The 24,675-nt window shown below is 68.6% G+C and carries 25 protein-coding genes; 16 read left to right on the top strand and 9 right to left on the bottom strand.

Annotated features, from left to right (window positions below):
• Positions 1-16: 16 nt before the first annotated feature.
• Genes purM through EFY87_RS00985 form a run of 3 tightly spaced genes read right to left on the bottom strand, consistent with a single transcriptional unit; the run spans position 17 to position 3,064 of the window.
• On the bottom strand, positions 17-1,126 hold the full coding sequence (gene purM, locus EFY87_RS00975; protein WP_123269433.1) for a phosphoribosylformylglycinamidine cyclo-ligase: 1,110 nt from the start codon (positions 1,124-1,126) through the stop codon (positions 17-19).
• 31 nt (positions 1,127-1,157) lie between these two features.
• Positions 1,158-2,747 carry an amidophosphoribosyltransferase gene (purF, locus tag EFY87_RS00980; protein WP_123269434.1) on the bottom strand — a complete coding sequence of 530 codons (1,590 nt, stop codon included), beginning with the start codon at positions 2,745-2,747 and terminating at the stop codon, positions 1,158-1,160.
• 35 nt (positions 2,748-2,782) lie between these two features.
• Positions 2,783-3,064 carry a hypothetical protein gene (locus tag EFY87_RS00985; RefSeq protein ID WP_148043197.1) on the bottom strand — a complete coding sequence of 94 codons (282 nt, stop codon included), beginning with the start codon at positions 3,062-3,064 and terminating at the stop codon, positions 2,783-2,785.
• 86 nt (positions 3,065-3,150) lie between these two features.
• On the opposite strand from EFY87_RS00985, the gene EFY87_RS20170 reads away from it, so the two are divergent.
• Positions 3,151-4,104: a hypothetical protein gene (locus tag EFY87_RS20170; protein ID WP_158607449.1), complete on the top strand. Its 954-nt coding sequence runs from the start codon at positions 3,151-3,153 to the stop codon at positions 4,102-4,104.
• 90 nt (positions 4,105-4,194) lie between these two features.
• Positions 4,195-4,974 (top strand): glycoside hydrolase family 10-like protein, encoded by a 780-nt coding sequence (locus EFY87_RS00995; RefSeq protein WP_123269437.1) that lies wholly within the window; start codon positions 4,195-4,197, stop codon positions 4,972-4,974.
• Here EFY87_RS00995 and EFY87_RS01000 read toward each other — a convergent pair.
• Genes EFY87_RS01000 through EFY87_RS01010 form a run of 3 tightly spaced genes read right to left on the bottom strand, consistent with a single transcriptional unit; the run spans position 4,877 to position 7,215 of the window.
• The gene (locus EFY87_RS01000; protein WP_123269438.1) at positions 4,877-5,752 is read right to left on the bottom strand and encodes an LLM class flavin-dependent oxidoreductase; all 876 of its coding nucleotides are present in this window, start codon (positions 5,750-5,752) and stop codon (positions 4,877-4,879) included. The two genes, EFY87_RS00995 and EFY87_RS01000, sit on opposite strands and share 98 nt — an antisense overlap.
• Before the next feature lie 9 nt (positions 5,753-5,761).
• On the bottom strand, positions 5,762-6,220 hold the full coding sequence (locus tag EFY87_RS01005; RefSeq protein WP_342769087.1) for a sterol carrier family protein: 459 nt from the start codon (positions 6,218-6,220) through the stop codon (positions 5,762-5,764).
• Positions 6,217-7,215: an LLM class flavin-dependent oxidoreductase gene (locus EFY87_RS01010; protein ID WP_123269439.1), complete on the bottom strand. Its 999-nt coding sequence runs from the start codon at positions 7,213-7,215 to the stop codon at positions 6,217-6,219. The genes EFY87_RS01005 and EFY87_RS01010 overlap by 4 nt, the downstream gene beginning before the upstream one ends.
• A 103-nt stretch (positions 7,216-7,318) precedes the next feature.
• Here EFY87_RS01010 and EFY87_RS01015 point away from each other — a divergent pair, with 103 nt between their 5' ends.
• The 9 genes from EFY87_RS01015 to purL all read left to right on the top strand — a co-directional run bounded on the left by EFY87_RS01015 (position 7,319) and on the right by purL (position 16,646).
• Positions 7,319-8,680: an HNH endonuclease gene (locus EFY87_RS01015; RefSeq protein WP_123269440.1), complete on the top strand. Its 1,362-nt coding sequence runs from the start codon at positions 7,319-7,321 to the stop codon at positions 8,678-8,680.
• A gap of 29 nt (positions 8,681-8,709) precedes the next feature.
• Complete coding sequence (locus EFY87_RS01020) at positions 8,710-9,378, top strand: phosphotransferase family protein (RefSeq protein WP_123269441.1); 669 nt, start codon at positions 8,710-8,712, stop codon at positions 9,376-9,378.
• A complete protein-coding gene (locus EFY87_RS20770) occupies positions 9,375-9,551 on the top strand; it encodes a VOC family protein (protein WP_245988278.1) in 177 nt (58 codons plus the stop codon). The genes EFY87_RS01020 and EFY87_RS20770 overlap by 4 nt, the downstream gene beginning before the upstream one ends.
• A gap of 307 nt (positions 9,552-9,858) precedes the next feature.
• Complete coding sequence (locus tag EFY87_RS01030; RefSeq protein ID WP_245988280.1) at positions 9,859-10,659, top strand: spermidine synthase; 801 nt, start codon at positions 9,859-9,861, stop codon at positions 10,657-10,659.
• Between the two features lie 29 nt (positions 10,660-10,688).
• Positions 10,689-11,525 carry an Fpg/Nei family DNA glycosylase gene (locus tag EFY87_RS01035; RefSeq protein WP_123269443.1) on the top strand — a complete coding sequence of 279 codons (837 nt, stop codon included), beginning with the start codon at positions 10,689-10,691 and terminating at the stop codon, positions 11,523-11,525.
• A 52-nt stretch (positions 11,526-11,577) separates the two neighbouring features.
• Positions 11,578-11,784 carry a DUF2191 domain-containing protein gene (locus tag EFY87_RS01040; protein ID WP_123269444.1) on the top strand — a complete coding sequence of 69 codons (207 nt, stop codon included), beginning with the start codon at positions 11,578-11,580 and terminating at the stop codon, positions 11,782-11,784.
• Positions 11,775-12,200, top strand: coding sequence for a PIN domain-containing protein (locus EFY87_RS01045; protein ID WP_123269445.1), 426 nt, complete (start codon positions 11,775-11,777; stop codon positions 12,198-12,200). The genes EFY87_RS01040 and EFY87_RS01045 overlap by 10 nt, the downstream gene beginning before the upstream one ends.
• 14 nt (positions 12,201-12,214) lie before the next feature.
• Positions 12,215-12,634, top strand: a complete 420-nt coding sequence (locus EFY87_RS01050) for a PPOX class F420-dependent oxidoreductase (RefSeq protein WP_123269446.1) — start codon at positions 12,215-12,217, stop codon at positions 12,632-12,634.
• Between the two features lie 88 nt (positions 12,635-12,722).
• Positions 12,723-16,646 carry a phosphoribosylformylglycinamidine synthase gene (gene purL, locus EFY87_RS01055; RefSeq protein WP_123269447.1) on the top strand — a complete coding sequence of 1,308 codons (3,924 nt, stop codon included), beginning with the start codon at positions 12,723-12,725 and terminating at the stop codon, positions 16,644-16,646.
• On the opposite strand, the gene EFY87_RS01060 is transcribed toward purL, so the two are convergent.
• Entirely contained in the window at positions 16,643-17,542 is a 900-nt protein-coding gene (locus tag EFY87_RS01060) for a phosphoribosylaminoimidazolesuccinocarboxamide synthase (RefSeq protein WP_123269448.1), read from the bottom strand. The genes purL and EFY87_RS01060 overlap by 4 nt on opposite strands.
• A 105-nt stretch (positions 17,543-17,647) precedes the next feature.
• Here EFY87_RS01060 and EFY87_RS01065 point away from each other — a divergent pair, with 105 nt between their 5' ends.
• A complete protein-coding gene (locus tag EFY87_RS01065; RefSeq protein ID WP_123269449.1) occupies positions 17,648-17,854 on the top strand; it encodes a CsbD family protein in 207 nt (68 codons plus the stop codon).
• Between the two features lies 1 nt (position 17,855).
• Here EFY87_RS01065 and purD read toward each other — a convergent pair whose 3' ends face one another.
• A complete protein-coding gene (gene purD, locus EFY87_RS01070; protein WP_123269450.1) occupies positions 17,856-19,115 on the bottom strand; it encodes a phosphoribosylamine--glycine ligase in 1,260 nt (419 codons plus the stop codon).
• Positions 19,116-19,421: 306 nt separating this feature from the next.
• Here purD and EFY87_RS01075 point away from each other — a divergent pair, with 306 nt between their 5' ends.
• From EFY87_RS01075 to EFY87_RS01085, 3 genes are read left to right on the top strand one after another with little or no spacing between them, the layout of a single operon-like run.
• Positions 19,422-20,438: a helix-turn-helix transcriptional regulator gene (locus EFY87_RS01075; protein WP_158607451.1), complete on the top strand. Its 1,017-nt coding sequence runs from the start codon at positions 19,422-19,424 to the stop codon at positions 20,436-20,438.
• Positions 20,439-20,467: 29 nt separating this feature from the next.
• Positions 20,468-22,744, top strand: coding sequence for a HelD family protein (locus EFY87_RS01080; RefSeq protein ID WP_123269452.1), 2,277 nt, complete (start codon positions 20,468-20,470; stop codon positions 22,742-22,744).
• Positions 22,741-23,058: a chorismate mutase gene (locus EFY87_RS01085; RefSeq protein ID WP_123269453.1), complete on the top strand. Its 318-nt coding sequence runs from the start codon at positions 22,741-22,743 to the stop codon at positions 23,056-23,058. Before EFY87_RS01080 ends, EFY87_RS01085 begins: the two co-directional genes overlap by 4 nt.
• 54 nt (positions 23,059-23,112) lie before the next feature.
• On the opposite strand, the gene EFY87_RS01090 is transcribed toward EFY87_RS01085, so the two are convergent.
• A complete protein-coding gene (locus EFY87_RS01090; RefSeq protein WP_123269454.1) occupies positions 23,113-23,463 on the bottom strand; it encodes an ArsR/SmtB family transcription factor in 351 nt (116 codons plus the stop codon).
• Positions 23,464-23,514: 51 nt separating this feature from the next.
• On the opposite strand from EFY87_RS01090, the gene EFY87_RS01095 reads away from it, so the two are divergent.
• Positions 23,515-24,531: a cation diffusion facilitator family transporter gene (locus EFY87_RS01095; RefSeq protein ID WP_245988286.1), complete on the top strand. Its 1,017-nt coding sequence runs from the start codon at positions 23,515-23,517 to the stop codon at positions 24,529-24,531.
• The last annotated feature ends 144 nt before the right edge of the window (positions 24,532-24,675 follow it).

Raw genomic sequence — 24,675 nt, forward strand, 5'->3', positions numbered from 1 at the left:
CACAGTGCGCCCACCATCAGCCTCGGTGCACACCGATCAGTTGCGCACCACCTGACTGCGCACCTTTCGCGCCGCTGACGATCGGTGCGCGGGTGCCGTCCACCTCATCGGTTGCGCGCACGACTCCCATCACCCAGCTGGGCAGGCCGCGCGCTGCGAGTATGGCGAGAGCCTGATCCACTGCGGCCTCGGGCAGCACGGCCGCGAAGCCCACCCCCTGGTTGAGCGTGCGCTCCCGGTCCTCCTGCGGGACGTTGCCGAGGTCGCCGATCACCGAGAAGACGGCCGGCGGTGTCCAGCTGTCCCTGTCCACAACCGCGGTCAGCCCGGCCGGCAGCACCCGGGCCAGGTTGGCCGCCAGCCCGCCGCCGGTGACGTGCGACAGCGCATGCACGGGGACAGCCTGGATCAGGCCGAGCAGGTCGGCGGCATACACGCGGGTCGGCGTGAGCAGCTCCTCGCCAAGCGTCCGGCCGAACTCCGGGACCTCGCGGTCGAGCGACCAGCCCGCCGCCGCAATCACGCTCCGCACCAGCGAGAAGCCGTTGGAATGCAGTCCGCTGGACGGTATGCCGACCACCACGTCACCGGCCTGCACCAGCTCGGGGGTGAGCAGCTTCGCCCGCTCGGCGACACCGGTCGCGGCGCCGGCGACGTCATACTCGCCCGGCTCCAGCAGTCCGGGGTGCTCGGCTGTCTCACCGCCGACGAGGGCGACGTTCGCCTGCTCACAGGCCAGCGCGATGCCACGCACGATGGCCGCGATGCGTTCCGGGACGACCTTGCCGGTCGCGATGTAGTCGGTCATGAAGAGCGGCTCTGCGCCGCAGACCACGATGTCGTCGACGACCATGCCGACAAGGTCGAAGCCGATCGTGTCATGCACATCCATGGCCTGGGCGATGGCCACCTTGGTGCCGACGCCGTCGGTCGATGTCGCGAGCACCGGCTGCGTCATACGGGCAAGCGCGGACGCGTCGAAGAGGCCTGCGAAGCCGCCCAGTCCGCCGATCACCTCGGGCCGGGTCGCGCGCCGCGCCGATTCCTTCATCAGCTCGACGGCCTTGTCACCCGCCTCGACGTCGACGCCGGCTGCGGCATACGTGATCTGCGGGGAGTCGGGCATCGTGGTGTCCTTCGGAGTATGGCGGTGCCGGTCAGGGGTGCAGCAGGGAGTTCTCGGCGCCGCCGGCCACCCCGACCGGCACACCTTCGGCATCCTGGCGCAGATCCTGCGCGGCTACCTCGACGGCGGTGTCGTGGCCGGTGCGGACATCGATCGGCAGCGTCTCCAGGAGGTGTTTGCCGATGCGGCCGTCCTCGGGCAGCGCGATCGGGTAGTCACCGGTGAAGCACGCGCTGCACAGAGCCGCCTTGGGCTGCCCCGTCGCGGCGATCATGCCGTCCTCCGAGATGTAGCCGAGCGAGTCGGCACCGATCGACGCGCGGATCTCCTCGACGCCCAAACCGTTCGCAATCAGCTCCGCACGGGTCGCGAAGTCGATGCCATAGAAGCACGGCCATTTCACCGGCGGTGACGAGATGCGCACGTGCACCTCGGCGGCGCCGGCCTCGCGCAGCATCCGGATCTGCGCCCGCTGGGTGTTGCCGCGCACGACGGAGTCGTCCACGACGATCAGCCGCTTGCCCTTGACCGCGTGCTCGAGCGCGTTCAGTTTCAGCCGGATCCCGAGCTGGCGCAGCGTCTGGCTGGGCTGGATGAAGGTGCGGCCGACGTAGGAGTTCTTCACGAACCCCTGCCCGAACGGTATGCCGGACTCCTGCGCGTAGCCCGTCGCTGCCGGAACGCCGGACTCGGGCACGCCGATGACCAGATCGGCGTCGACCGGGTGCTCACGCGCCAGCGCACGACCCATCTCGACGCGCGCCTCGTGCACGACACGACCGTTGATGACGGCGTCGGGCCTGGCCAGGTAGACGTATTCGAAGACGCAGCCTTTCGGAGTCGGCTCGGCGAACGTGTGGCTGCGCAGGCCGTATTCGTCGATTGCGACGAGTTCGCCGGGCTCGATCTCCCGCACGACGCTTGCGCCGATGGTCTGCAGCGCTGCGGTCTCCGAGGCCACCACCCAGCCCCGTTCGAGGCGGCCGAGGGCGAGGGGGCGCACGCCATACGGGTCGCGGGCGGCATACAGGGTGTGCTCGTCCATGAAGACGAAGCAGAACGCGCCGCGCAGCATGGGCAGCACCTCGAGCGCAGTCTCTTCGAGCGGCTTGTCCGGGTTCTCCGACAGCAGCGCGGTCACCAGTGCCGTGTCGGAGGTGTTGCCGCGGGCGAGTTCGCCGCGCGCCGCCCTGCCGTCGAGGCGCTCGTCGACCAGCTCGCGCAGCTCCGCCGTGTTGATCAAGTTGCCGTTGTGCGCCAGGGCGACGGTGCCGCGGTCGCTCCCGCCGAGGGTCGGCTGGGCGTTCTCCCAGGTGCTACCGCCGGTGGTGGAGTAGCGCGTGTGCCCGATCGCCAGGTGCCCACGCAGGGAGCTCAGGCTCGACTCGTCGAAGACCTGCGACACCAGGCCCATGTCCTTGTAGACCAGGATGCTGTGACCGTCGCTGGTCGCGATGCCGGCCGACTCCTGCCCCCGGTGTTGCAGGGCGTAGAGCCCGAAGTAGGTGAGTTTCGCGACTTCCTCGCCGGGAGCCCAGACACCGAAGACACCGCATTCGTCCTGAGGTGTCTTCTCACCGGGGAGGAGATCGTGCGTCAGCCGTCCGTCACCGCGCGCCACGACTCCAGTGTGTCATGTCCGACGGGGTGCTTCGTTCACTGCCGGTTGAGGATGCGTTCCAGCAGCAAGGCGACGATCGCCGCCAGCAAAGCGCCGACGGCAGCCAGGATGCCCCCGATCAGCGCGACGCCCGTGCGGGCGGAGTAGCCGTCGGCGTCCGCCCCCGACGAGGCGATGATCGCGCCGACAATGAAACCGATGACCGCACCGGTGATGATGAAGCGCAGAAAATTCGGCGTGCGTCGCACGGGAATGCGCACGACGCGCCTTTCGGGTGGCACGTCCCGCTCGTGGTCGGGTTCGCCCTGGTCAGTCACGCCCAGCACGGTAGCCCGGCCGGTATGACGGCTGTTGACTAGGGTATGGCGCAGTTGCGTAGTCGTCCCGTTCGAAGGTGTTGGACATGGTGTGGCTGATCCTGATCGTGTGCGCCGCGGTGCTTGCCGTGGTGCTGTGGCTTCTGCTGCGGGACCCGCAGCGCGGCGGCTCCGTCGGTATTCATGGGGTGACGGGCGCCCAGAAGCTCAGTATTGCCGACGAGGAGGCGATCGAGCAGGAGGCGGCACAGCCCGGCGGACGCACCGCCGAGTCGGTTGCGGCAGGTGCGGTGGCGGGCGGCGCGGTCGCCGGGTCCGTCGCTGTTGCCGAGAAAACTGCTGCTGAGAAGCCTGAGCCTGAGGCGACTGGGCCCGCTGCGGTTGCGGCCGAAGCCGCGCCTGCCGCCGATGACTGGGACGCACCGCCCCCGCCCGTCGCGACGGAACCGGCTGCGCCAGCCGCCGACGACTGGGACGCGCCACCGCCCGCAATCGCCGGCGAAGCGTCTGCTCCAGCTCCTGCTTCAGATGACTGGGACGCACCACCGCCCCCCATTGCAACTGAACCGGCCGCGCCTGCTGCGGATGACTGGGACGCACCACCTCCCCCACTGGACGACACACCCGCACCGGCCGCCCAACCCGCCGCGGCCCCAACGTCATCCGGCGACGACTGGGACGCCCCACCGCCACCGCTCGATGACACACCCGCATCGGCAGCCGCACCGCCCACACCTGAGCCCACGCCGGCATCTGCCGCGTCTACCTCGGGCGACGACTGGGACACCCCACCACCCGCGCTCGACGCCGAGCCTGCGCCAGCACCCGAACCTGCCGCAGTCCCAACGTCATCCGGCGACGACTGGGACGCCCCACCACCTCCGCTGGACGACGCAGCACCCGCCGAGCCCGTGCCGGCCACGCCTGCTCCGGCCCCCGCACCCGCGGCCAAGACGCCCGCGCCGGCCACGTCGTCCGCCGATGACTGGGACACGCCGCCCCTGCCGCTGGACGAGTTCCTCGACAACCCCGACCGGTAGAAATTCTCTCGAAATCCATCGTCGCGTAAAGAACACAGCGCACGCGCTGGGTGGAAGAGTCGGCATACCCCAAAGGGCCGAGGAGCCGATATGTCGTCCGCACGCACGCCGCACACCCCCGCACGCCGCAGTGTCCTGCTCGGCATCGCGGCCGCACCACTCGTCGGTGCCGCCGCCACGGCGACCGCGAGCGCAGCTCCCTGTCACGGCAACTACGTTGTGCCGCAACCGTATCCAGGCCAGTATCCGACAAATCCGAAGACGCCCAAGCATGAACTGCGCGCCATGTGGATCTCGGTTGTCACCAACATCGACTGGCCGTCGAAGGAGGGCCTGAGCGCCGAGGAACAACAGGCCGAACTCATTGCTTGGCTCGACCTGGCGGTCGCCGAGCGCCACAACGCCGTCGTGCTCCAGGTCCGCCCGACGGCCGACGCGCTCTGGCCTTCACCGTTCGAACCGTGGTCGGCCTGGCTGACCGGCGAGCAGGGCAAAGACCCCGGTTACGACCCGCTCGGCTTCGCCGTCACCGAGGCGCACAAGCGCAACCTCGAACTGCACGCCTGGTTCAACCCGTTCCGTGTCGCGATGACGGAGGACCTGGGCACCCTCATCCCGACCCATCCCGCACGGGGTTCGCACAGTGGACCGACCCGGAGCCGGTCGCAGGTCGGTCTGCTACGTGGTGTCTGCGATCGACCGCGCAGGCAACGAGAGCTGGGGCGTGGCCACCTCACCGACGCGATAGGGCAGGCAGGCATCCCAGACTGCTCTACTGCTGCTGCACTTTCGGAAGCACCTGCGCGGCAACGGTTTCCAGCACATCGACCGTTGCTGCGTAGGGCCTGTCCGGTCGGGGCCAGTGGGTGATCAGGTCAGTGAATCCGAGCTCCCCCGCACGGCCAGCCGCATCCTCGAAGCGGTCGACGCTCTCATAGACCGAACCGAGTGCGCCGTCGGGACTCAGGTGCCTTTCGAACGACCCCGGCGCGCGGCCAGCTGCGGCGAACACCTCGGTCGTGCGCTCGCTCAGCTCGCGCACGCCCGCCCACCAATCTTCTTCGGTGTCAGCCTGTTTGCCGTAGGTGACCCAGCCCTGCCCCAGCTCAGCGGCGAGCCGGATGCCCTTCGGCGCGTTGGCAGCGACGATGAACGGCGCGCGCGGTTGCTGGACGCAGCCGGGCGCGTTGCGGGCGTCGCGAGCGGTGAAGAACGTGCCGTCATACGTGACGTGGTTTTCGGTCAGCACTCGATCGAGCAGTCGGGTGAACTCCGCGAATCGGCCGGTGCGTTCGGCGACGGTAGGGGCTTCGCCGAGCAGTGCGGAGTCGAGGTCACCGCCGCGCCCGATGCCGCAGATGAACCGGCCGCCGGAGATGTCGTCGAGCGCGAGGACGTCCCTTGCAAAGGCGACCGGGTGGCGAAAGTTGGGTGACGTGACAAAGGTGCCGAGGCGGATCTTCGACGTCACCATGGCCGCGGCGGTGAGCGTCGGCGTGGTGCCGAACCACGGGGCGTCCGGCAGACCCGCCCACACCAGGTGGTCGTAGGTCCAGGCGTGGTCGAATCCGAGTTGCTCGGCCGCTCGCCACTTCGGAGCCGCCTCTGGCCAGCGGTGTTCGGGAAGGATCGTGATGCCGACGCGCATGTGGTCACTCTACGGGCGGCGCAACAACGGCAGGTATGCCGACAGGTCGGCCCGCGACCCCGACGCGGACACCTGCCCCGTCTCCTCGGCTTCGGCCCAGGTGAGATCGCCGACGACCAGCTGCAACCACGAATCCGGTGCCAGCTCAACGACGTTCGGCGGAGTGCCGCGCCGGTGCGTCGGCCCCTCGATCACCTGCACCGCACCGTATGGCGGCACCCTCACCTCAACACTGCGCCCGGGCGCCTGAAGTTCGAGTTCCTGGAGGGTGAAGCGCACCGCCGTCGCCCTGACCGAGCGCCCGACGCCAGGATCCGCACACCACGCGAGCACCGCCGCACGGCCCTGCTCCGGGTCGATCTTGCGCGCCGCCATCAGCCAGCTCCCTTCGGTCCATGCGTGTTCCAGCCGGGGTTGTTCCGGCAGTGCATCTTCCTGCAGCCGATCGGCACGGTAGCCGCCGGTCACCTGGGCAGTGCCCGTGCAATGCTGCCCGCCGTTTCCAGCTGGGCATACGCGATCTCCAGGTCGTCAGCTGGGAAGAAGCTGATGCCGCTTGCACCGGCGTCGGTCATCGCGCCGACATACTCAAAGGCGTCCTCGAGGTTGCCAATCGCGCCGATCCGCGTCCACCAGTCATTGGGTGCCTGGTCAGCCCAGTCAGCGCCATACCGCCCGGTGAGCTCTTTCAGGTCGTCATGGAAGGGCAATGCCACCAGCCCGGCATGACCGTGGCGCACCATCTCGGCCAGGACCGGCGCCACGGCGCGTCGAGCCTGCTGCCGATCCGGCAGCACGCACAGCATCGCGAAACAGCGGTAGTCGAATCCGTCGCCGGCCCGACCACAGATCGATGTGGCCTGAAGCAGGTAGTCAATCGGGCACGGCGAGTCGAGCAGTACCCCGTCGGCGCTACGACCGGCAACCGCGAGAGATTTCGGTCCGCGGACTCCGGCAACGACGGGCGGCACGATGTCCGGTCGATGCTCCAGCCTGACGCTCCTCGCTGTGACGTATTCGCCTGTCAGATCGAGGGTTTCACCAGCAAGTAACCTTCGCACGGCCGTGAGCACCTCATCGAGCGCGGTCACCGGCGATGCGGGCCGTACGCCCATCTGGGCCATCCACGGCTGCACCCCATGCCCAATGCCGCCGATGACGCGGCCAGGCGCCATGCTTGCCAGCGTCGCGATCTCCATCGCAGTCAGCGCAGCCGTCCGGACCACAGCCGGCACGATGCCGAGACCTACCCGTAGAGATCGCGTGCTCGCGAGAGCCGCCGCCGCGAGCGGCGGTGCGGTGGTGAAGAAGCAGTCCTCGATCAGCCACAGCTCCTGCAGACCGGCGGCCTCCGCCCGCTGTGCGTAGTCGGAGACTTCCGACGCCGGGAACGTGCGGTCGAAACAGATGCCGATGGCCGGTGTGTCGTTCATACGAGCGAGGTTACGAGCCAGCACCGACATACCTGCCGACCCTGTGCACAAAATCGTTCACGAGGGGGATGTGGACAACATCGATCGGTGAACATGCTTGCTATACAACACTTTTCGTGTCATACTCGAATGTATGATCGATCATGCGCAAGGTGCTGGCGAGGGCCCTGCAGCGGTTCTCGATGCGCGTGCGATCCGTGCCTTCCACGACCGGCTGGACGATCCTCTCCCCAATGACGACCCTGAGAGCACCGACGCACTGCTGCATGAGCTGCGCGTCCTGGATGAGTTGTCCAACGCGACCGCAGCGCGCAAGATGCGGCTTGCCGCCGAGGTTCACCGCCGGCAAGCTGCGGCAGACAAGCCGCGCGGCATCGACCCGGCTGATACCGCGCGACTGGTCGGCTCGCAGCTCGGTTTCGCCCGCCGCTGCTCCGGACGACAGGGGTCGGCCCTCCTTAAGGTCGCGCATGCACTGCTCGATGATCTGCCGCGCACCTTCGAGGCGCTGGCCGCCGGCGTCATCCCGGAGGCCGACGCCGCTCGCCTGGCCCGGGAAACCGCCGGGCTCTCGGCACCTGACCGGGCCGAGGTGGACGCTGCCATCGCCCCGATGCTGGGCACCACGGCATCTCCCCGGCTGGCCGACGCCGCGCAGGAGCAAGCCTTCCGGCTTGACCCCGACGCGGTCCGCGCGCGGAGGGCGCATGCGGAGTCGGAGCGCCGGGTGAGCGTGCGTCCGGCACCGGACTGCATGGCCTGGCTGACTGCGCTGCTGCCAGTCAAGGACGCCCTCGCCTGTCAGGCATCACTCGCCGAGGCGGCCGCCGCCGGCCCGGACACGCCGGTCGGACAGCGGATGGCAGACACCCTGGTCGAGCGGCTCACCGGACGCACCAAGGCACAGGACGGCCTCAACGTCTGCGTCAACCTCCTCATGCCGACCGACACCCTGCTGGCCGACGAGCCGGCGCGAGTCCCCGGCTACGGCCCGGTGCCCGCTGACCTGGTCCGCGAATGGATCGGCAGCGGCGACCCAACCGGGCCGCAACTGCGTCGGCTGTTCACCCACCCCGGCACCGGCGACATCATCGGCATGGACTCCCGTGCCCGCCGCTACCCGGGATTGCTGGCCCGGCTCATCATGTTCCGCGACCAGACCTGCCGCACCCCGTGGTGCGGCGCGCCGATCCGGCATACCGACCACATCAAGCCCTACGCGGAGGGCGGTCGCACCTCCGAACGCGACGGCCAGGGGCAGTGCGAGCGCTGCAACTACGTCAAGGAGCACCCCGACTACGCCGTCAACGGCGATGCCAGTGAAACCACCATCTCGACAGGCGGATTCACCGTCACCAGCCACCCGCCCAGACCACCTGGGCTGCCACCTCCGACCAGATCACATACCGAGCGCGTCCTGATGGATGTCGTCTGGGCACACAATGTCGCCGAGTGCGACCGGCGCAAGCAGCACGACGATCACGACGACAGTTGATACTCCCTCAGCCTCGCTGAGTCGATGAGATGCTCGGACATGTGAAACGCGGCTACACCAACCGCACCGCTTACCACGACGGAGTCGTCCGGAAGACGTATGACGGTCCGGACGCGCGCGCCCGGCAGACCAGCGAACTTCGAGCGCTCGAAGCGCTGCATGACCGGTTGCCCGTGCCGGCAGTCACCGCAACAGGCACCGGCTGGATCGAGACCGAGTTCGTCACCGGCAACCACGGGCAGGACCTGATCGACGCAGGCCGTGCTCCTTCGGTGCTGGCGGAGTGCGGCCGCGTGCTTCGCCGGCTGCACCGACTCGATCCGCGGCTACTCGAGCCAGCCGTAGCTAGCGACCTCGTCATCCAGCACGGAGATTTCGGGCCCAACAACCTGCTGTTCGACCTCAACGACGGGCACGCAGTGGCCGTGCTCGACTGGGAGTTCAGCAGCATCGGGCAGCCCATCACGGACATCGCATGGTGCGAGTGGATCGTCCGGATGCACCACCCCGACTCCGTCTCCGCCCTACCCGCCTTCTTCGAGTCGTATGGCGAGTGCCCGCCATCGCAGCAACGCAAGGAGGAGATGATGCGCCGGTGCCGGTGGCTGGAACGCTTTGCAACTCGATGGGAGCCGACCGGTCCGGCTGGCCCACTCTGGCGACAGCGAGCGGAGACGGTCCAAGGCTGGACAGAGTGAGTGCACCGCCCGCCCGGCAACCGATGGCGTGTCCCGCCATGCCGAACCCCGTGCACCACATCGAACTCTGGACGACGGATCTCGTTGCCACCGCACCGTCGTTCCACTGGCTGCTGACGTCGCTCGGCTGGCGAGCGGAGTCGGACCCGTCCTGGCCGCAGGGACGCACCTGACACCACGACTGCGGCGTCTACCTCGTGCTCGAGGAGTCGCCCGCGGTGACCGGCGACCACGAGCGCACCCGGGCCGGCCTCAACCACCTCGCACTGCGCGTCGAGGGCCGCGACCAGCTCGACACGCTGCGCGCGCAGTGCCCAGAGCATGGCTGGATCGAACTCTTCGCCGACCGCTACCCCCACGCCGGAGGCGCCGAGCACACAGCGCTGTTCCTAGAGAACACAGCAGGTTTCGAGGTCGAACTCGTCGCCGACTATGGCGCTGCTCTCCATGACCGGGAGCCATCCGCCATACGCTGGCACCGTGACCGACGCACCGCACTTCGACTTCCAGGCCGACGAACGCGGCGGCGTCACCGTCCTGCGCGACGGCCACCCCCAGTCCCACGTCGACCTGCATGACCCGGAGCTGCTGGTCTTCGAATACGTCGCTCAACTCGCGATCGGCATCGACCTGCTCCCGCCCGGACCCATCGCCGTCACCCACATAGGCGGCGCTGGCCTGACCCTGGCCCGCTACGTCCAGCACACCCGGCCGGGATCTGCGCAGATCGTGCTCGAACCCGACGCCGCACTCACCGAAGCCGTACGACGCGAGCTGCCGCTACCCCGCGGCCACCGCATCCGGGTCCGCCCGCTGGATGGCGCCACCGGCGTCCGCGCCTTGCGCGACTTCTCCGCCGACGCCATCGCCGTCGATGCGTATGACGCGGGCCGCGTCCCCGCCGACCTGCTCACCCCGGCAACGGTCGCGCAGTACCGCCGCGTGCTCAGACCGGCCGGTCTCCTGCTCCTCAACCTGGCCGACGAACCGAACAGGCGCCACCTGGCGCGCGTATTGGCAACTGTCGCAGCCGAATTTCCCCATGCAGTGGTGCTCGCACTCACCGACGTGATGAAGGGACGCCGATTCGGTAACTACGTCGTGCTGGCGTCCGGAACTGCACTCGCCATTGACGAAATTCGCCGCAGGGCAACGCGATTGACAGCCACGACCACCGTCCGCCCGGCCGCAGCCCTGCAAGGGACCGCGAAACCGTTCACCGACGAAGACGCCGAGCCGTCACCAACTCCTCCCGAGCTCGGCTCCTGGCGCGTGCGCTGAGCGCCAGCCTGCGCCGATACGCTCGGCTCATGCCGGAAGGACACGTCACCCACCGCATCGCCGGCGAACTCAACCGCGAGTTCGGTGGCCGTGAGGTCCGATCCACTTCTCCGCAGGGCAAATTCGTCGGGGCCGAGGTCGTTGATGGCAGGGTCTTCGAGACTGCCGAAGCGTTCGGCAAGCATCTCTATGTCGGCTTCGAGGACCTGCCCGAGCGAGTGCACATCCACCTCGGCCTGATCGGCAAGTTCTTCTTCTTTCCCGACGCCGACCCGGCTACCGAAAACGCTCGGTGGCGACTGACCGCGTTCGGCCCGGACGTGACGATGGAGCTGCGCGGACCGAACCTCTGCGAACTCAGCACGCCGGAGCAACTGGCCGCCACCGTCGCCAAACTCGGCCCGGACCCGTTGCGTGCCGACGCCGACCCGGAGATGGCTCGCGCACGGATCCGCAAGTCCGCCAAGCCGATCGGCGTGCTGATGATGGATCAACAGATCTTCGCCGGGGTCGGCAACATCTATCGCGCGGAGACCCTCTACCGGCATCACCTCGACCCGTTCATGGCCGGCAAGTTCTTGCGTCGGACGGAGTTCGACGCACTCTGGGACGACCTGGTCGAGCTGATGCCACTCGGCGTCCGCGACGGTCGCATCGACACGGTCTACCCGGAGCACACCCCGGAGGCGATGGGCCGAGATCCACGCGTCGACAAGCACGGCGGCGAGGTCTACGTCTACCGCCGCGCCGGACAACCCTGCCTGGTGTGTGGCACCCCGGTGAGCACCGAGGTGCTCGCCGGCCGGAATCTGTTCTGGTGCAAGAAGTGTCAGCCGCGCTCGCGCCGCCGAATAGTCCGGGACTGACCCCACAATCGATGTATATACTGGTCGGTATCCGAGTATATGGAGTGGCCGTATGACGAAGCGCCTGATCGAATTGGACGACGACCTGCTCGCTGCCGCACAGCAAGAACTTGGCACGTCCGGGGTGTCGGACACCGTGCGTTGCGCGTTACGCCAAGCCGCGGATACTTCCGCCCGCGCTCGGCAGATCGACTGGCTACGCAGTGGCGCCCTCGAGCCCATGGCTGAGCCCGATGCCAGGGCCGACGTGTGGCGCTGATTGCCCGCTTCCTGATCGATACGAGTGCAGCCGCGCGCATGCGACAGCCGGTCGTCCACACGCGGCTGTCACCGTTGATCGAGGCAGCGCTCGTGGCGACGTGCGCGACCTTGGACGCAGAAGCTCTCTACAGCGCCCGCGGCCCTGCTGACTACGAGCGACTCCGCGCGGACCGCCGACGCGCCTACGAATACCTGCCGACCGAGGATCGTCACTGGCAGCATGCCTTCGACGCACAGCGCTCGCTCGCGCGCACGGGTCGCCATCGCGCTGTGGGGATGGCTGACCTGCTCAGCGCAGTGCTGGCTGGCGAACACTCGCTCACTCTTGTCCATTACGACGCCGACTTCGACATCGCCGCTGAAGTGATCGACTTCGAGAACCAATGGGTGGCACCCCGCGGCAGCCTCCCCTAGACCAAGGAGCACCCATGACCGACGACCTGCGCGATCTCATCGCCGACAACCATCTCGCCACCCTCGCGACCATCCGGCGCGACGGCCGGCCACAGCTGTCCAACGTCAGCTACGCCTATGACCCGACACGCGACCTCATCCGCATCTCGGTCACCGACGGCCGGGCGAAAACCGCCAATCTACGAAGGGATCCGCGTGCGACGGTCCTGGTGAACGGCAACTCCGGGTGGTCGTATGCCGTTGCCGACGTGACGGCAATCCTGTCGCCCGTGGCCACCCGGCCGGACGACGACAGCGTGGAGGAACTGATCTCCATCTATCGCGCGATCGGTGGCGAACACCCCGACTGGGACGACTATCGCCGGGCGATGGTCGCGGAGCGCCGGCTACCGCTGCACCTGCACATCGAGCGCGTCTACGGGCTGGTGCGCTAGGACGTTACGCCGCACCCAACGGGCGGAAGTGGACCCAGATATCCTGGGCGCATCACCCAGCCTGCCTCGCCGAGGAGCCGCACATCCCATGACCCCGACCGACGGCCCGGTGCTCACCACCTTCGACGGAGGCGCTGCACTGTCGCCGTTCCGCCGGGCGGCACTGCTCGCCCGACTCCAGCAGGCGGCACCCCAGATCAGCGCGGTTTCGGCACGCTACGTGCACGTGGTCGCGACCGAGTCGGATCCGGACGGCGCCACGCGTCGGCGCGTCCGGGAGTTGCTCACCTACGGACCGGCATACCAGCCGCCCGGAGAGCCGGCGACGACGATCGTCGTCGCCCCACGCCTGGGCACCATCTCACCGTGGGCGTCCAAGGCGACGGACATCGCCCACAGCTGCGGGCTGGACCTGCAACGCGTCGAGCGGGTGACCGAGTTCGTGCTCGTCACAGGCGAACTGACCGACGATGAGCGGCTCGCAGCCGTGCGGTTGCTGCACGACCCGATGACGCAGACCGTGCTGGATTCCCGGGACGGCGTCGCCGCGCTCTTCCGGGAGCCAGAGAGCGAGCCGTTGCAGCGGATCGACGTGCTCAGCGAGGGCCGTGCTGCGATCGAGACGGCCAATATCGAGCTTGGCCTCGCCCTCTCCGTCGACGAGGTCGACTACCTCGTCGACTCGTTCACCAGCCTGCGCCGCAACCCGTCCGACGTCGAGCTGATGATGTTCGCCCAGGCCAACTCCGAGCATTGCCGCCACAAGATCTTCAACGCCGACTTCGTCCTCGACGACGAGCCACAGTCGACCTCGTTGTTCGGCATGATCCGGCACACCGAGCGTGTCGCCGGCGAAGGCACGATCGTCGCCTACAAGGACAACGCCTCGATCATGCAGGGTGGGGCCGTCACCCGCTGGCTTCCCGAATCACCCGACGTCCCAAGCAGTTACGTCGAACGACCGGACGAAGTGCACGTGCTGATGAAGGTCGAGACGCACAATCACCCGACCGCGATCTCGCCCTTTGCCGGAGCCGCGACCGGGGCGGGGGGCGAGATCCGCGACGAAGGCGCGACCGGCAGGGGCTCGCAGCCCAAGGCCGGGCTGACCGGGTTCATCGTCTCCAACCTGCAACTGCCGGGCACCGACGAGACCTGGGAGCGGGAGCCGTATGGCGCCCCGGCGCATCTCGCCACTCCGCTGGACATCATGCTCGACGGCCCGATCGGTGCGGCGGCCTTCAACAACGAGTTCGGGCGTCCCGGCCTCGGCGGCTTCTTCCGCGTCTACGAGCAGACTGTCGACGGTGTCCGCCGCGGCTACCACAAGCCGATCATGAGCGCCGGCGGCCTCGGTGCGATCAGTGCCGACCAGACCGAAAAGGTCCGGTTCCCAGCGGGTTCCCTGCTGATCCAGCTCGGCGGTCCGGGGATGCGCATCGGCATGGGCGGTGGTGCCGCATCGTCCATGACATCGGGCGAGAACGCCGCCGAGCTCGACTTCGACTCGGTGCAGCGCGGCAATCCGGAAATCGAGCGACGCGCGCAGGAGGTCATCAACCACTGCTGGTCGCTCGGCGCAGGCAACCCGATCCTGGCAATCCACGACGTCGGCGCCGGCGGGCTCTCCAACGCCTTCCCCGAACTCGTCGACGACGCCGGCCTCGGTGCGCGCTTCGACCTGGGCGCAGTGCCGCTGGAGGAGCACGGGCTGTCGCCGAAGGAAATCTGGTGCAACGAGTCGCAGGAGCGCTACGTGCTTGCCATTGCCCCGGATTCCCTCGATCAGTTCGCGCAGCTGGCGGAGCGGGAACGCTGCCCGTTCGCCGTCGTCGGCACCGCCACCGACGACGGGCTTCTCGTTGTCGAGGACACTGCCACCACCGCTGGTCGAGTGCCGGAGGAGCGCAGCGGGGGAGGTCTATCGAGACCAAGTGCCCCCATCGACATACCCATGGAGGTGCTGCTCGGCAAGCCGCCGCGGATGACGCGCGACGCAACCCGCATCGACCGGACCTCGACCGACCTTGACCTGTCCGCGGTCAACGTGCGCGAGCTGGCCTACGCCGTGCTCCGCCACCCGAGCGCGGCCAGCAAGCGCTTCCTGATCACCATCGGCGACCGCACGGTGGGCGGCCTGACGCACCGCGACCAGCTGGTCGGGCCATGGCAGCTGCCCGTCGCGGACGTCGCCGTAACCCTCTCCGACCTGGTCGGTTTCGCGGGTCAGGCGATGAGTTCTGGGGAGCGCACCCCGATCGCCGCCGTCGACGCTCCGGCGTCGGGACGGATGGCGGTCGGTGAGGCCGTCACCAACATTATCGCCGCACCCGTTGGCTCGCTCGCCGGGGTGAAGCTGTCCTGCAACTGGATGGCGGCATGCGGCCGGCCCGGCGAGGACGCGGCGCTCTTCGACACCGTCCACGCCGTCGCCATGGAGCTGTGCCCGGCGCTCGGCGTGAGTGTGCCGGTCGGCAAGGACTCGTTGTCGATGAGCACCCGATGGACCGACGACGGCGACGAGCGCGAGGTTCGCTCCCCTGTGTCGCTCGTGGTGACCGCGTTCGCCTCGCTGCCTGACGTGCGCAGCACGCTCACTCCGCAGCTGCACCCGGACACCGGCACCGAGCTGCTGCTGCTGGATCTCGGTGGCGGGCGGGACCGGCTCGGCGGTTCCATCGCCGCGCAAGTCGTTGGCGAATTTGGCGGTCCCGCAGCCGATCTCGACGATCCGCAGCATCTGCTGGCGCTCGTCGACCTGATGTCGCGGCTGCGTCGTGACGGACTGGTCACGGCATACCACGACCGTTCCGACGGTGGTCTGCTCGCGACCGTCGCGGAGATGAGTTTCGCCGGCAACTGCGGCGCACAGCTCGACGTGCCGTCGGTCGCAGCGCTCTTCACCGAGGAACTCGGCGCGGTGCTGGAGGTGCCCGCGGCGCGCCGGGCCGACGTCGAGACCGCACTCCAGGAGACCGGCGCGGCCGGTCTGGCGCGCTTCATCGGCCGGCCGACCGTCGAGCCGACCTTGCAGGTGACGGCCGGCGACCAACTCCTGCTGCGCGAGCCAACCCGCGACCTGGCGCAGGCCTGGGACGAGGTCTCGTGGCGGATCAGCGCGCTGCGGGACAACCCTGAGTGCGCGGACGAGGAGCACGCGACCGTCGGCTCGGGCGCCACCGGATTGGTCGTCGCGCCCTCCTTCGACCCGGCGGACGACATCGCCGCGCCATACCTCCTGCGCGGTGCGAAGCCACGCGTCGCGGTCTTGCGCGAGCAGGGCGTCAACTCGCACGTCGAGACCGCGTTCGCCTTCCACCGTGCGGGTTTCGAGGCTCTTGACGTGCACATGACCGATCTGCAGACCGGTCGCAGCGACCTCACCGACGTCGTCGGACTGGTCGCCTGCGGCGGCTTCTCGTATGGCGACACGCTTGGCGCCGGCGAGGGCTGGGCACGCTCTGTGCTGTTCAACGATCGGCTGCGCGATCTCTTCGCCGCGTTCTTCGGCCGCCCCGACACCTTCGGCCTCGGCATCTGCAACGGCTGCCAGATGTTCGCCGCGCTCGCCGACCTCATCCCCGGCGCGGAAGCCTGGCCGCGCTTCACCCGCAACCTGTCCGAGCAGTACGAAGCCCGCCTCTCCCAGGTCGAGGTGCTCGACTCGCCATCCCTCTTCTTCGCCGGTATGGCGGGCAGCCGCCTCCCGATCGCGGTCGCCCACGGGGAGGGCCGGGCTGACTTCTCGAGCCGTGGAAGCCTCGAAACCGTCGAGCGCGCAATGCGTTTCGTCGATCACACGGGGGCCGCAGCGCTCAGTTACCCGGCGAACCCCAACGGCTCCCCGGACGGTCTGACCGCAGTGACTACCCCGGACGGCCGGTTCACCGCGATGATGCCGCACCCCGAGCGGGTGCAGCGCAACGTGCAACTGTCCTGGACCGACGGCCCGCTGGACGAGCCGAGCCCCTGGCTGCGGATGTTCCGCAACGCCCGCGTAGCAGTGGGCTAGCCAAACGCGCGGCCGGTCAGCGCCTCATACGCCTCGACATACTTCGCGCGCGTCTGCTCCACGACCGCGTCCGGCAGGGCGGGTGGCTCCTCGCCGGACGCACGATCCCAGCCGCTCTCGGCCGATGTGAGCCAATCGCGCACGAACTGCTTGTCGTATGACGCCTGACGCTTCCCGGGCGCCCAGTCCGCCGCCGGCCAGAAGCGTGACGAGTCCGGGGTGAGCACTTCATCGGCCAGCACCAGCTGCCCGTCCGGCCGCACACCGAACTCCACCTTGGTGTCGGCGATCAAGATTCCCCGCGAGGCAGCAATCTCATGACCCCGCTCCAGGATCCGCACGGTCAGCTCGCGCAGCTGCCCAGCGCGCTCCGCGCCGACCTCCGCCACGACGTCGGCATACGGCATCGGCTGGTCGTGCTCACCGAATGGCGCCTTCGTCGACGGGGTGAAGAGCGGCTCGGCAAACTGCGAGCCGTCCACCAGGCCAGGCGGCAGCTGAAGGCCAGAAACCGTTCCAGTTGCTTCATATTCAGCAAGTCCGCCGCCGGTCAGGTAGGCGCGCGCAACACACTCGACCGGCACCATGTCGAGTCGTTCGACCAGCACCGCGCGCCCGGAAACCGCGTCCGGCACGTCCGTGGACACTACGTGGTTCGGCAGTAGTGACTCCAACTGCTCGAACCACCACAAGGACAGCTGAGTCAGCACTGCGCCCTTGTCCGGGATGGGTGTCGACAGGATGTAGTCGAACGCCGAGATCCGGTCCGATGCGACCAGCAGCACCCGATCGTCCCGCGGCGACCCCGCGTCATCGAGCGGCGCATACAGGTCACGGACCTTGCCGGAGTAGACGTGCGCATAGCCGGGCAGTTCCATCGGGCCAGTCGAGGTCATGTGTGCAGTGTTCCAGCAGATGGGATGGTTCGCTCGATCGGGTGACGATCGGGCGAGCCCATCCGTTGGGCAGGTCGTACGCCAACCAACGAAAGGGAGTTCGTCATGGGTCTGAAGGACAACTTGAGCAACCTCGGCGAAGAGGCCAAGGGCAAGGCGCAGGAGGCCGTCGGCAAGCTCACCGGCGACAAGGACAAGGAAGCCGAAGGCGAGGCCACTCAGGCATCTGCCAACGTCAAGCAGGCTGGCGAGAACCTCAAGGACGGTGACCTGAAGGGCGCCGCCGGAAACGTCAAGGACGCCCTGAGCTGAGTCAGTCCCCCGCCGCGGTCCGCGCGATGTCGGTGCGGTGGTGTGAATCGGCCAGCGAGATGCCGTCGACGATCCGGTATGCCGCCGCGCGTGCCGCGGCGAGATCCGGGCCGATGCCCACGCACGACAGCACTCGCCCACCGGACGACACCAGCGCACCGGCGTCGTCGCGGGCCGTACCTGCGTGCAGGACGTATGCCGTGTCGTCGCCTTCCGGCAGCCCGCCGAGCACGTCTCCGGTGCGCGGGGTCCCCGGGTAGCCCTCGCTGGCGACGACCACGGTGACCGCGGCCTCCTCGCGCCATACCAGCGGCGGCTGCTGGTCGAGCGCGCCGACCGCGGCGGCATGCAGCAGCACCCCCAGCGGGTTGCGCAGCCTGGCCAGCACCACCTGGGTCTCCGGGTCACCGAACCGCGCATTGAACTCGATCACGCGCGGCCCCGCCGGAGTGAGCGCCAGCCCGACGTACAGGACTCCGGCGAACGGAGTGCCACGCCGGCGCATCTCGTCGATTGTCGGTTGGGCCACACGCGACACCACCTCGTCGACCAGGCCGTCAGGCGCCCATGGAAGCGGGGAATACGCGCCCATACCACCGGTATTCGGTCCCTCGTCGCCGTCACCGACCCGCTTGAAATCCTGGGCCGGTGCGAGCGGCACGACCGTGAAGCCGTCCGTGATGCAGAAGAGCGAGACTTCCGGTCCAGAGAGGAACTCCTCGACCACCACCGACCCGCCGGCAGCGAAACACCCCTGCGCGTGGTCCATCGCCTCGTCCACCGAGTCGGTCACCACGACACCCTTGCCGGCGGCCAGGCCATCGTCCTTCACGACGTATGGCGCGCCGGTCGCCTCGAGGGCCGCGGCCACCTGGCCGCTTTCGCTGCACACGTAACAGCGGGCGGTCGGCACATCGGCCGCAGCCATGACTTCTTTCGCGAACGCCTTACTGCCCTCAAGTTGCGCAGCCTGTGCGGACGGCCCGAAAACGGCGAAACCGGCATCCCGCAAGGCGTCCGCGACCCCAGCCACCAGGGGCACCTCGGGACCAATCACCACCAGGTCGGGGCCGAGTTGTCGCGCAAGTTGCACGACCGCATCGGAGTCGGCGACTCCACCGTCGAGCCCGTGACACGTGGCCACTTCGGCAATGCCCGGATTGCCCGGCGCCGCATCGACCGCCGCGACCTCGGGGTCAGTCTGCAGGGCGCGGACGATGGCGTGTTCTCTGGCACCTGAGCCGATGACGAGGACCTTCACGGGACCCGAGCCTAACGTCCGGCACGAGGGGAAGGTTGGGGCGGTGGGGCCCTCCCGAAAGTCAGGGGGGAGGTCTCTCGGGAGGGACCCACCGACGAGACACAGGGTCAGCCGGAGGGGGACTCGGCGACGCTTCCGCGCTCGTCACGACACGAGGTCGTTGCACCCACTATGGCACGAGTCGAGCGATCTTGTTAATCGGCGACTGTCGGAACTTCGTCAATGTCGGCAATCCGCCATATGCTGTCCACGACCACGCGCCGGTGCCAACACCCTGCCGACCGCCCGACGATCGAGGAGGACCCCGTGGCGAGGACACGGACCAAGCCCAGTCCGACGGCGCCCAGTCCCCCCGAGCCACTCGACGACGAGATCGCGGCGCTTTACCTGGCGATGCTGCAAATCCCGGACCCGACTCGTGATTCGCTGCGCGCGCAGGGCATTTCAGCAGGCGAACTCGACCGGTTCCTGCCCGTGCTCGAACAGCGGCGGATGATCCAACAGGTCACCGCCGATTCGTGGAACGTCGTGCCGCCCGACGTGTCGATGCCCGCCTACGCTGCGGAACTCGAGGCCCGTGCCCGCATGCTGCGCACGACATCACAGGCCTTGTCCCGGGTCTATCTGCACAGCAGATCGGAGCGCCGCACCGAGGCCACCTCCGGTGCGGTCCTGCTCGAGTCGGTCGCCGATGTCTCCCAGGCACTGCACCAGGTCACCTCCGGGGCACAGGAATGGGTGCTGTCCAGCCGCTGCGACTCACCGCTCGCACGCTATCTGCTGGAGGCGCCGCGCACCGTCTCGACGACACCGTTCCTCACCAGTCGCGGCGCCTCTTTGCAGGTGCGCCTGATCATCGACTCCTTGCTGCTGCCGAGTGTCGACGTGCTGGAGATCATGCAGGCCAGGACCGACGCCGGAGATGATGTGCGGCTGACCGTAGGGGTGCCGTTCACCGCTGCAGTCAACGATCAGGGCCTGGCGATGATCGATCTCGGTGCCGATGGAGGGTCGCCGGTCGGCATCCTCCTCGACACCGAAGCCGGTAGCGGCAGGGTGCGGGCCGTGCTCGAATTCGCCTGGCAACTGGGCACTCCGTGGCGACCGGGCACCGTGCCCGCGTCCCGCGCGGACCGGCTCGAGCCGCGCGACCGCACCATCCTGCGGCTGATGGCGGGCGGCGTGTCCGACGCCGCGATCGCTCGGCAGCTCAGCCTCTCGTCGCGCACGGTGGAGCGCCGGGTCCGCGTCTTGCTCGACCGGCTCAACGCAACGACACGCTTCCAGGCGGGTGTGCTGGCTGCCCGGCAAGGACTCATCTGAAGCGCTGACTAGACTTGGTCGTTCGCTGCATGCGCAGTGTCCGACCCGCAGCATCGTCTCATTCATCCGTTCATAGGGGACTCGTGAGCGCAGACCGAACCGAAGGCACCAAGGACCCCGGCGTGCCTGCACTCGTTGCCGCGGAGATCGCTGCCGAGCAGGCACATGTCGACCAGGTCTACACGGAGCTGACCAAGGCAGGCGAGCGAGCAGCGCTCGTCGAGGCGGAGGGGCTCGCCCGCGGCCGCACCGATCGCACCGGAGAGGCGCGCGAGGAGGAAGTCACCGGCCTCTTCGAGCGCGATGCGCTGGTCTTCAACGCCGGCCGCCGCCGCCAGAGTCTCGAAACCCAATATGAGGGACTGGTTTTCGGGCGGCTTGATCTTGAACACCCGAAGCCGGACGAGCACGGAGAGACGCGCGAAGTGCGCTACATCGGTCGCCTCGGCGTGCGTGACGACCACTACGAGCCGCTGGTCATCGACTGGCGCGCCCCGGCTGCCGCGCCGTTCTACCGCGCGACACCGGTCGACCCGCAGGGTGTCATCCGGCGCCGCGTGCTGCGCTGCCGCGACTCCCGGGTGCTCGGCGTGGAGGATGACCTGATGGTCGCCGAAGCGCCCGACGGCATGGTGATCGTCGGCGACGGCGCACTCCTCGCAGCACTGACCCGATCCCGCGGCTCGCGGATGCGCGACATCGTGGCGACCATCCAGCGCCACCAGGACGAAGCGATCCGGGCCGACAGTTCCGGGGTCACCGAGATCACCGGCGGACCCGGCACGGGCAAGACCGTCGTCGCGCTGCACCGGGCGGCATACCTGCTCTATTCGCAACGCCGCAAGTTCGAGGCGGGCGGCATCCTGGTGGTCGGGCCGTCTGCGGCATACACCGCCTACATCGAACGGGTCCTGCCCTCGCTCGGCGAGGACAGCGTCACGCTCCGTTCGCTCGGAGACCTGCTCGACGGTATGACGGCGACCCGCCTCGACTCTCCGGCCGCCGCGGAAGTGAAGGGCTCCACCACGATCCGCCAGGTCCTCTCCCGCGCCGCGCGCGACCTCGCGCCTGGGGCAGCGAGGCAGTTTCGGGCAATGGTCGGCGGGCACCCGATCCGCATCGACGCGCCCGAACTGACGCGGATCCGCCGGCAGGTGCTGCGGCACCACCAGCACAACGCAGCAGCCGAGGCAGCGACCGCCGCGCTCGCCGAAGCCGCCTGGCGACAGGTCAGCACCGGCGAAAAGCCGGACTTCATCGACCGATTCGTCGATCACCGCGAAGTCGAGGCGTTTGTCCGCGACTGGTGGCGGCCGATCGACCCGCGCGAAGTGCTGCTCTGGCTCGCCGACGACGCGCGCACGGTCCGCTACACCCACGGCATTCTGAGCACCGAGCAGTCGGTCCTGTTGCGTGATTCCATGCGCACCGCCCTCGACACCGGCACCTGGTCGGTCGCGGACGTCGCCCTGGTCGATGACCTGCTGTCCCGGCTCGGCACTGTCGCCGAAGCCCCGCGGGAAGAACGCGGCTTCTACGAGATCGAGGAACTCGACACTCTCGGGGTCGCCGAACTCGGTGCGCAGCAACGCATTCCGAGCGCCGATGTCTCCTACCACGTGACCCCGGCCGATCCTCGCGAGCGGCTCCTTGCCAGCTCGGTGACCCGCTCGGACGACTACGCACACGTGCTGGTCGACGAGGCGCAGGACCTCTCGCCCATGCAGTGGCGCATGCTCGGCCGCCGGGGCCGCTACGCATCCTGGACGGTCGTCGGTGACGCGGCGCAGAGTTCGTGGCCGCTGCCGCAGGAAGCCATCGCCGCGCGGGACGAGGCGTTCGGCAGCAAGCAGCGCCGCCGCTTCCACATGAGCACCAACTACCGCAACGCCCGGGAGATCTTCGACTACGCGGCACGGCAGATCCTGCCAGTGGTCCCGGACGCCGACATCCCCCAGGCCGTGCGGGAGACGGGTGTCGACCCGGTCGTGGCGCACGCGACGCGCAACACCCTGGTTGACAGTGTGCGCGGCGCGGCCAAGAGCCTGCTGGAAGAGGTCGAGGGCAGCATCGCCGTCATTGCACCCGAGCGGCACCGCCACCTGCTGGACAGCATCGCCGCGGAAGCGCCCGATCGCGTCATACTGGCCGATCCGATGTCCACCAAGGGACTCGAACACGACGCGACCGTCGTCGTCGACCCCGCGGAGATCATCGCCGAATCACCAGGCGGCGCCCGGGTGCTGTATGTCGCACTCACCCGCGCCGCACACCGCATGACAGTCGTGGAGGTGCAGGAGTCATGACGGACGCATCCGCGCCGCAGCCCGAGAACACACTGGCGGCATACCGTCGCTCGATCGACAACTTCGACGCCGCGCTGATCCACATCTTGGCGGAGCGATTCCGCATCACGCAGGCGGTCGGCGAATACAAGGCGACGCATCAGCTGCCGCCTGCTGACCCGTCCCGCGAAGAGCAGCAGATCGCCCGATTGCGTGCACTGGCAAGCGAATCCGGCCTGGACCCGGAGTTCAGCGAGAAATTCCTGCGCTTCGTCATCGACGAGGTCATCCACCACCACGAACGCATCCGCGAAGCCGGCGCCGCCGCCGACTGACGCAGGTGCCACCCACTGACGCAGGCGCAACTGCGTCAGTCGGCGCGTGCTGCGTCAGTCGCTGACCTGGTGGTCGGCGTGGAAGAGCGCCTCGGTCAGCAACGGCCGCATGTGCGCGCCACGCAACCGGTAGACGACCCGCCGCCCGTCCCGCTCACCCGTCACCAGGCCGGCGAGGCGCAGCTTGGCCAGGTGCTGGCTGGCGACCGTGGGCCGGCAGCCGGCGGCTTCGGCAAGGGTCGCCACGTCGAGTTCGGCATCACGCAACGCCCAGAGCATGCGCACGCGGGTCGCGTCGGCGAGCAGGCCGAACGCGACCACGGCGGCGTCCACCTGTTCGGCGGTCAGCTCGTCACCGTGCGCGTCCGCATCGGCTGCCGTGCGCGCGGGCTTGGAGATCGCCATACCCGTGACTATGGTTGATCACATACCTTCGCAATTGCGCAGGTATAGATAATGACAACGAACATCGATCGCGATAAGGGCGCCGCAATGACCGACCATGCACCACTGTGCGGGGGCCAATCCTCGCGCTTGGGCGGCGACCGGCACGACCACGGCTCAGGCCACGCCGGGCACTCCCACGGAGTCCGCGCCGATGCGGACCGGCGCTACCTGATCGGCGCGCTCGTGCTGCTCGCCGCATTCATGGTCGGCGAGGTCATCGTCGCCTTCGCCTCCGGCTCGCTGGCGCTGCTCTCGGATGCCGGCCACATGCTCAGCGATGTGGGCGCGATCGCCGGAGCACTGTGGGCGATGCACCTGGCCGCCCAGCCCGCTCGTGGCCGGTGGACCTTCGGCTGGAAACGCGCCGAGATCCTCTCCGCAGCAGGCAACGGCATCACGCTGCTCGTCGTGTCGGGCATCGTGGCATTCGAAGCGATTCGGCGGCTGATCCACCCGCCGAAGGTCGAAGGCGGTGCGCTGCTGGTCGTCGCACTCGTCGGCGTCGCCGTCAACATCGCCGCCGCCTGGCTGCTCGCGCGTGCCAACCGCAGCAGCCTCAACGTCGAAGGCGCCTACCAGCACATCCTCACCGACCTCTACGGCTTCATCGGCACCCTCGCCGCCGGCGTCCTCATCCTCCTGACCGGCTGGACCCGAGCCGACCCGATCGCCTCACTGATCGTCGTGGGTCTCATGCTGTATGCCGCCTGGGGCCTGCTGCGCGACAGCGGTCGCGTGCTGCTCGAAGGTGCGCCCAGCGAAGTCGATATCGACGACCTACGCTCGCATCTGCTGGAAACGGAGCACGTTCGCGCCGTCCACGACCTGCACGTGTGGACGGTCACCTCCGACCTCCCGGCGGTCTCGGCACACGTCGTCGTCGAAGACGAGTGTTTCGGGGACGGGCACACCCCGCAGCTGCTCGACGAATTGCAGTCCTGCCTGCACGGCCACTTCGACGTCGAACACTCCACGTTCCAGCTCGAACCCGCCAGTCACGTCGCCCACGAGTCCGGCACGCACTGAGTCCTCTGTCTTCGCTCCTCGCGGGAGGGGTCGCGCGAATCGTCACTTCGTTCCTCCCCCGCGCCACCCCACCCGGTCGTCGCTCCACCGCCGCCCGCCTGTCGCACGGTTGCCTTGCTCTCGGCTGTCACCTGAGTTCTTCGT

The sequence above is a fragment of the Flexivirga caeni genome (assembly GCF_003724155.1).
Classification (GTDB): domain Bacteria; phylum Actinomycetota; class Actinomycetes; order Actinomycetales; family Dermatophilaceae; genus Flexivirga; species Flexivirga caeni.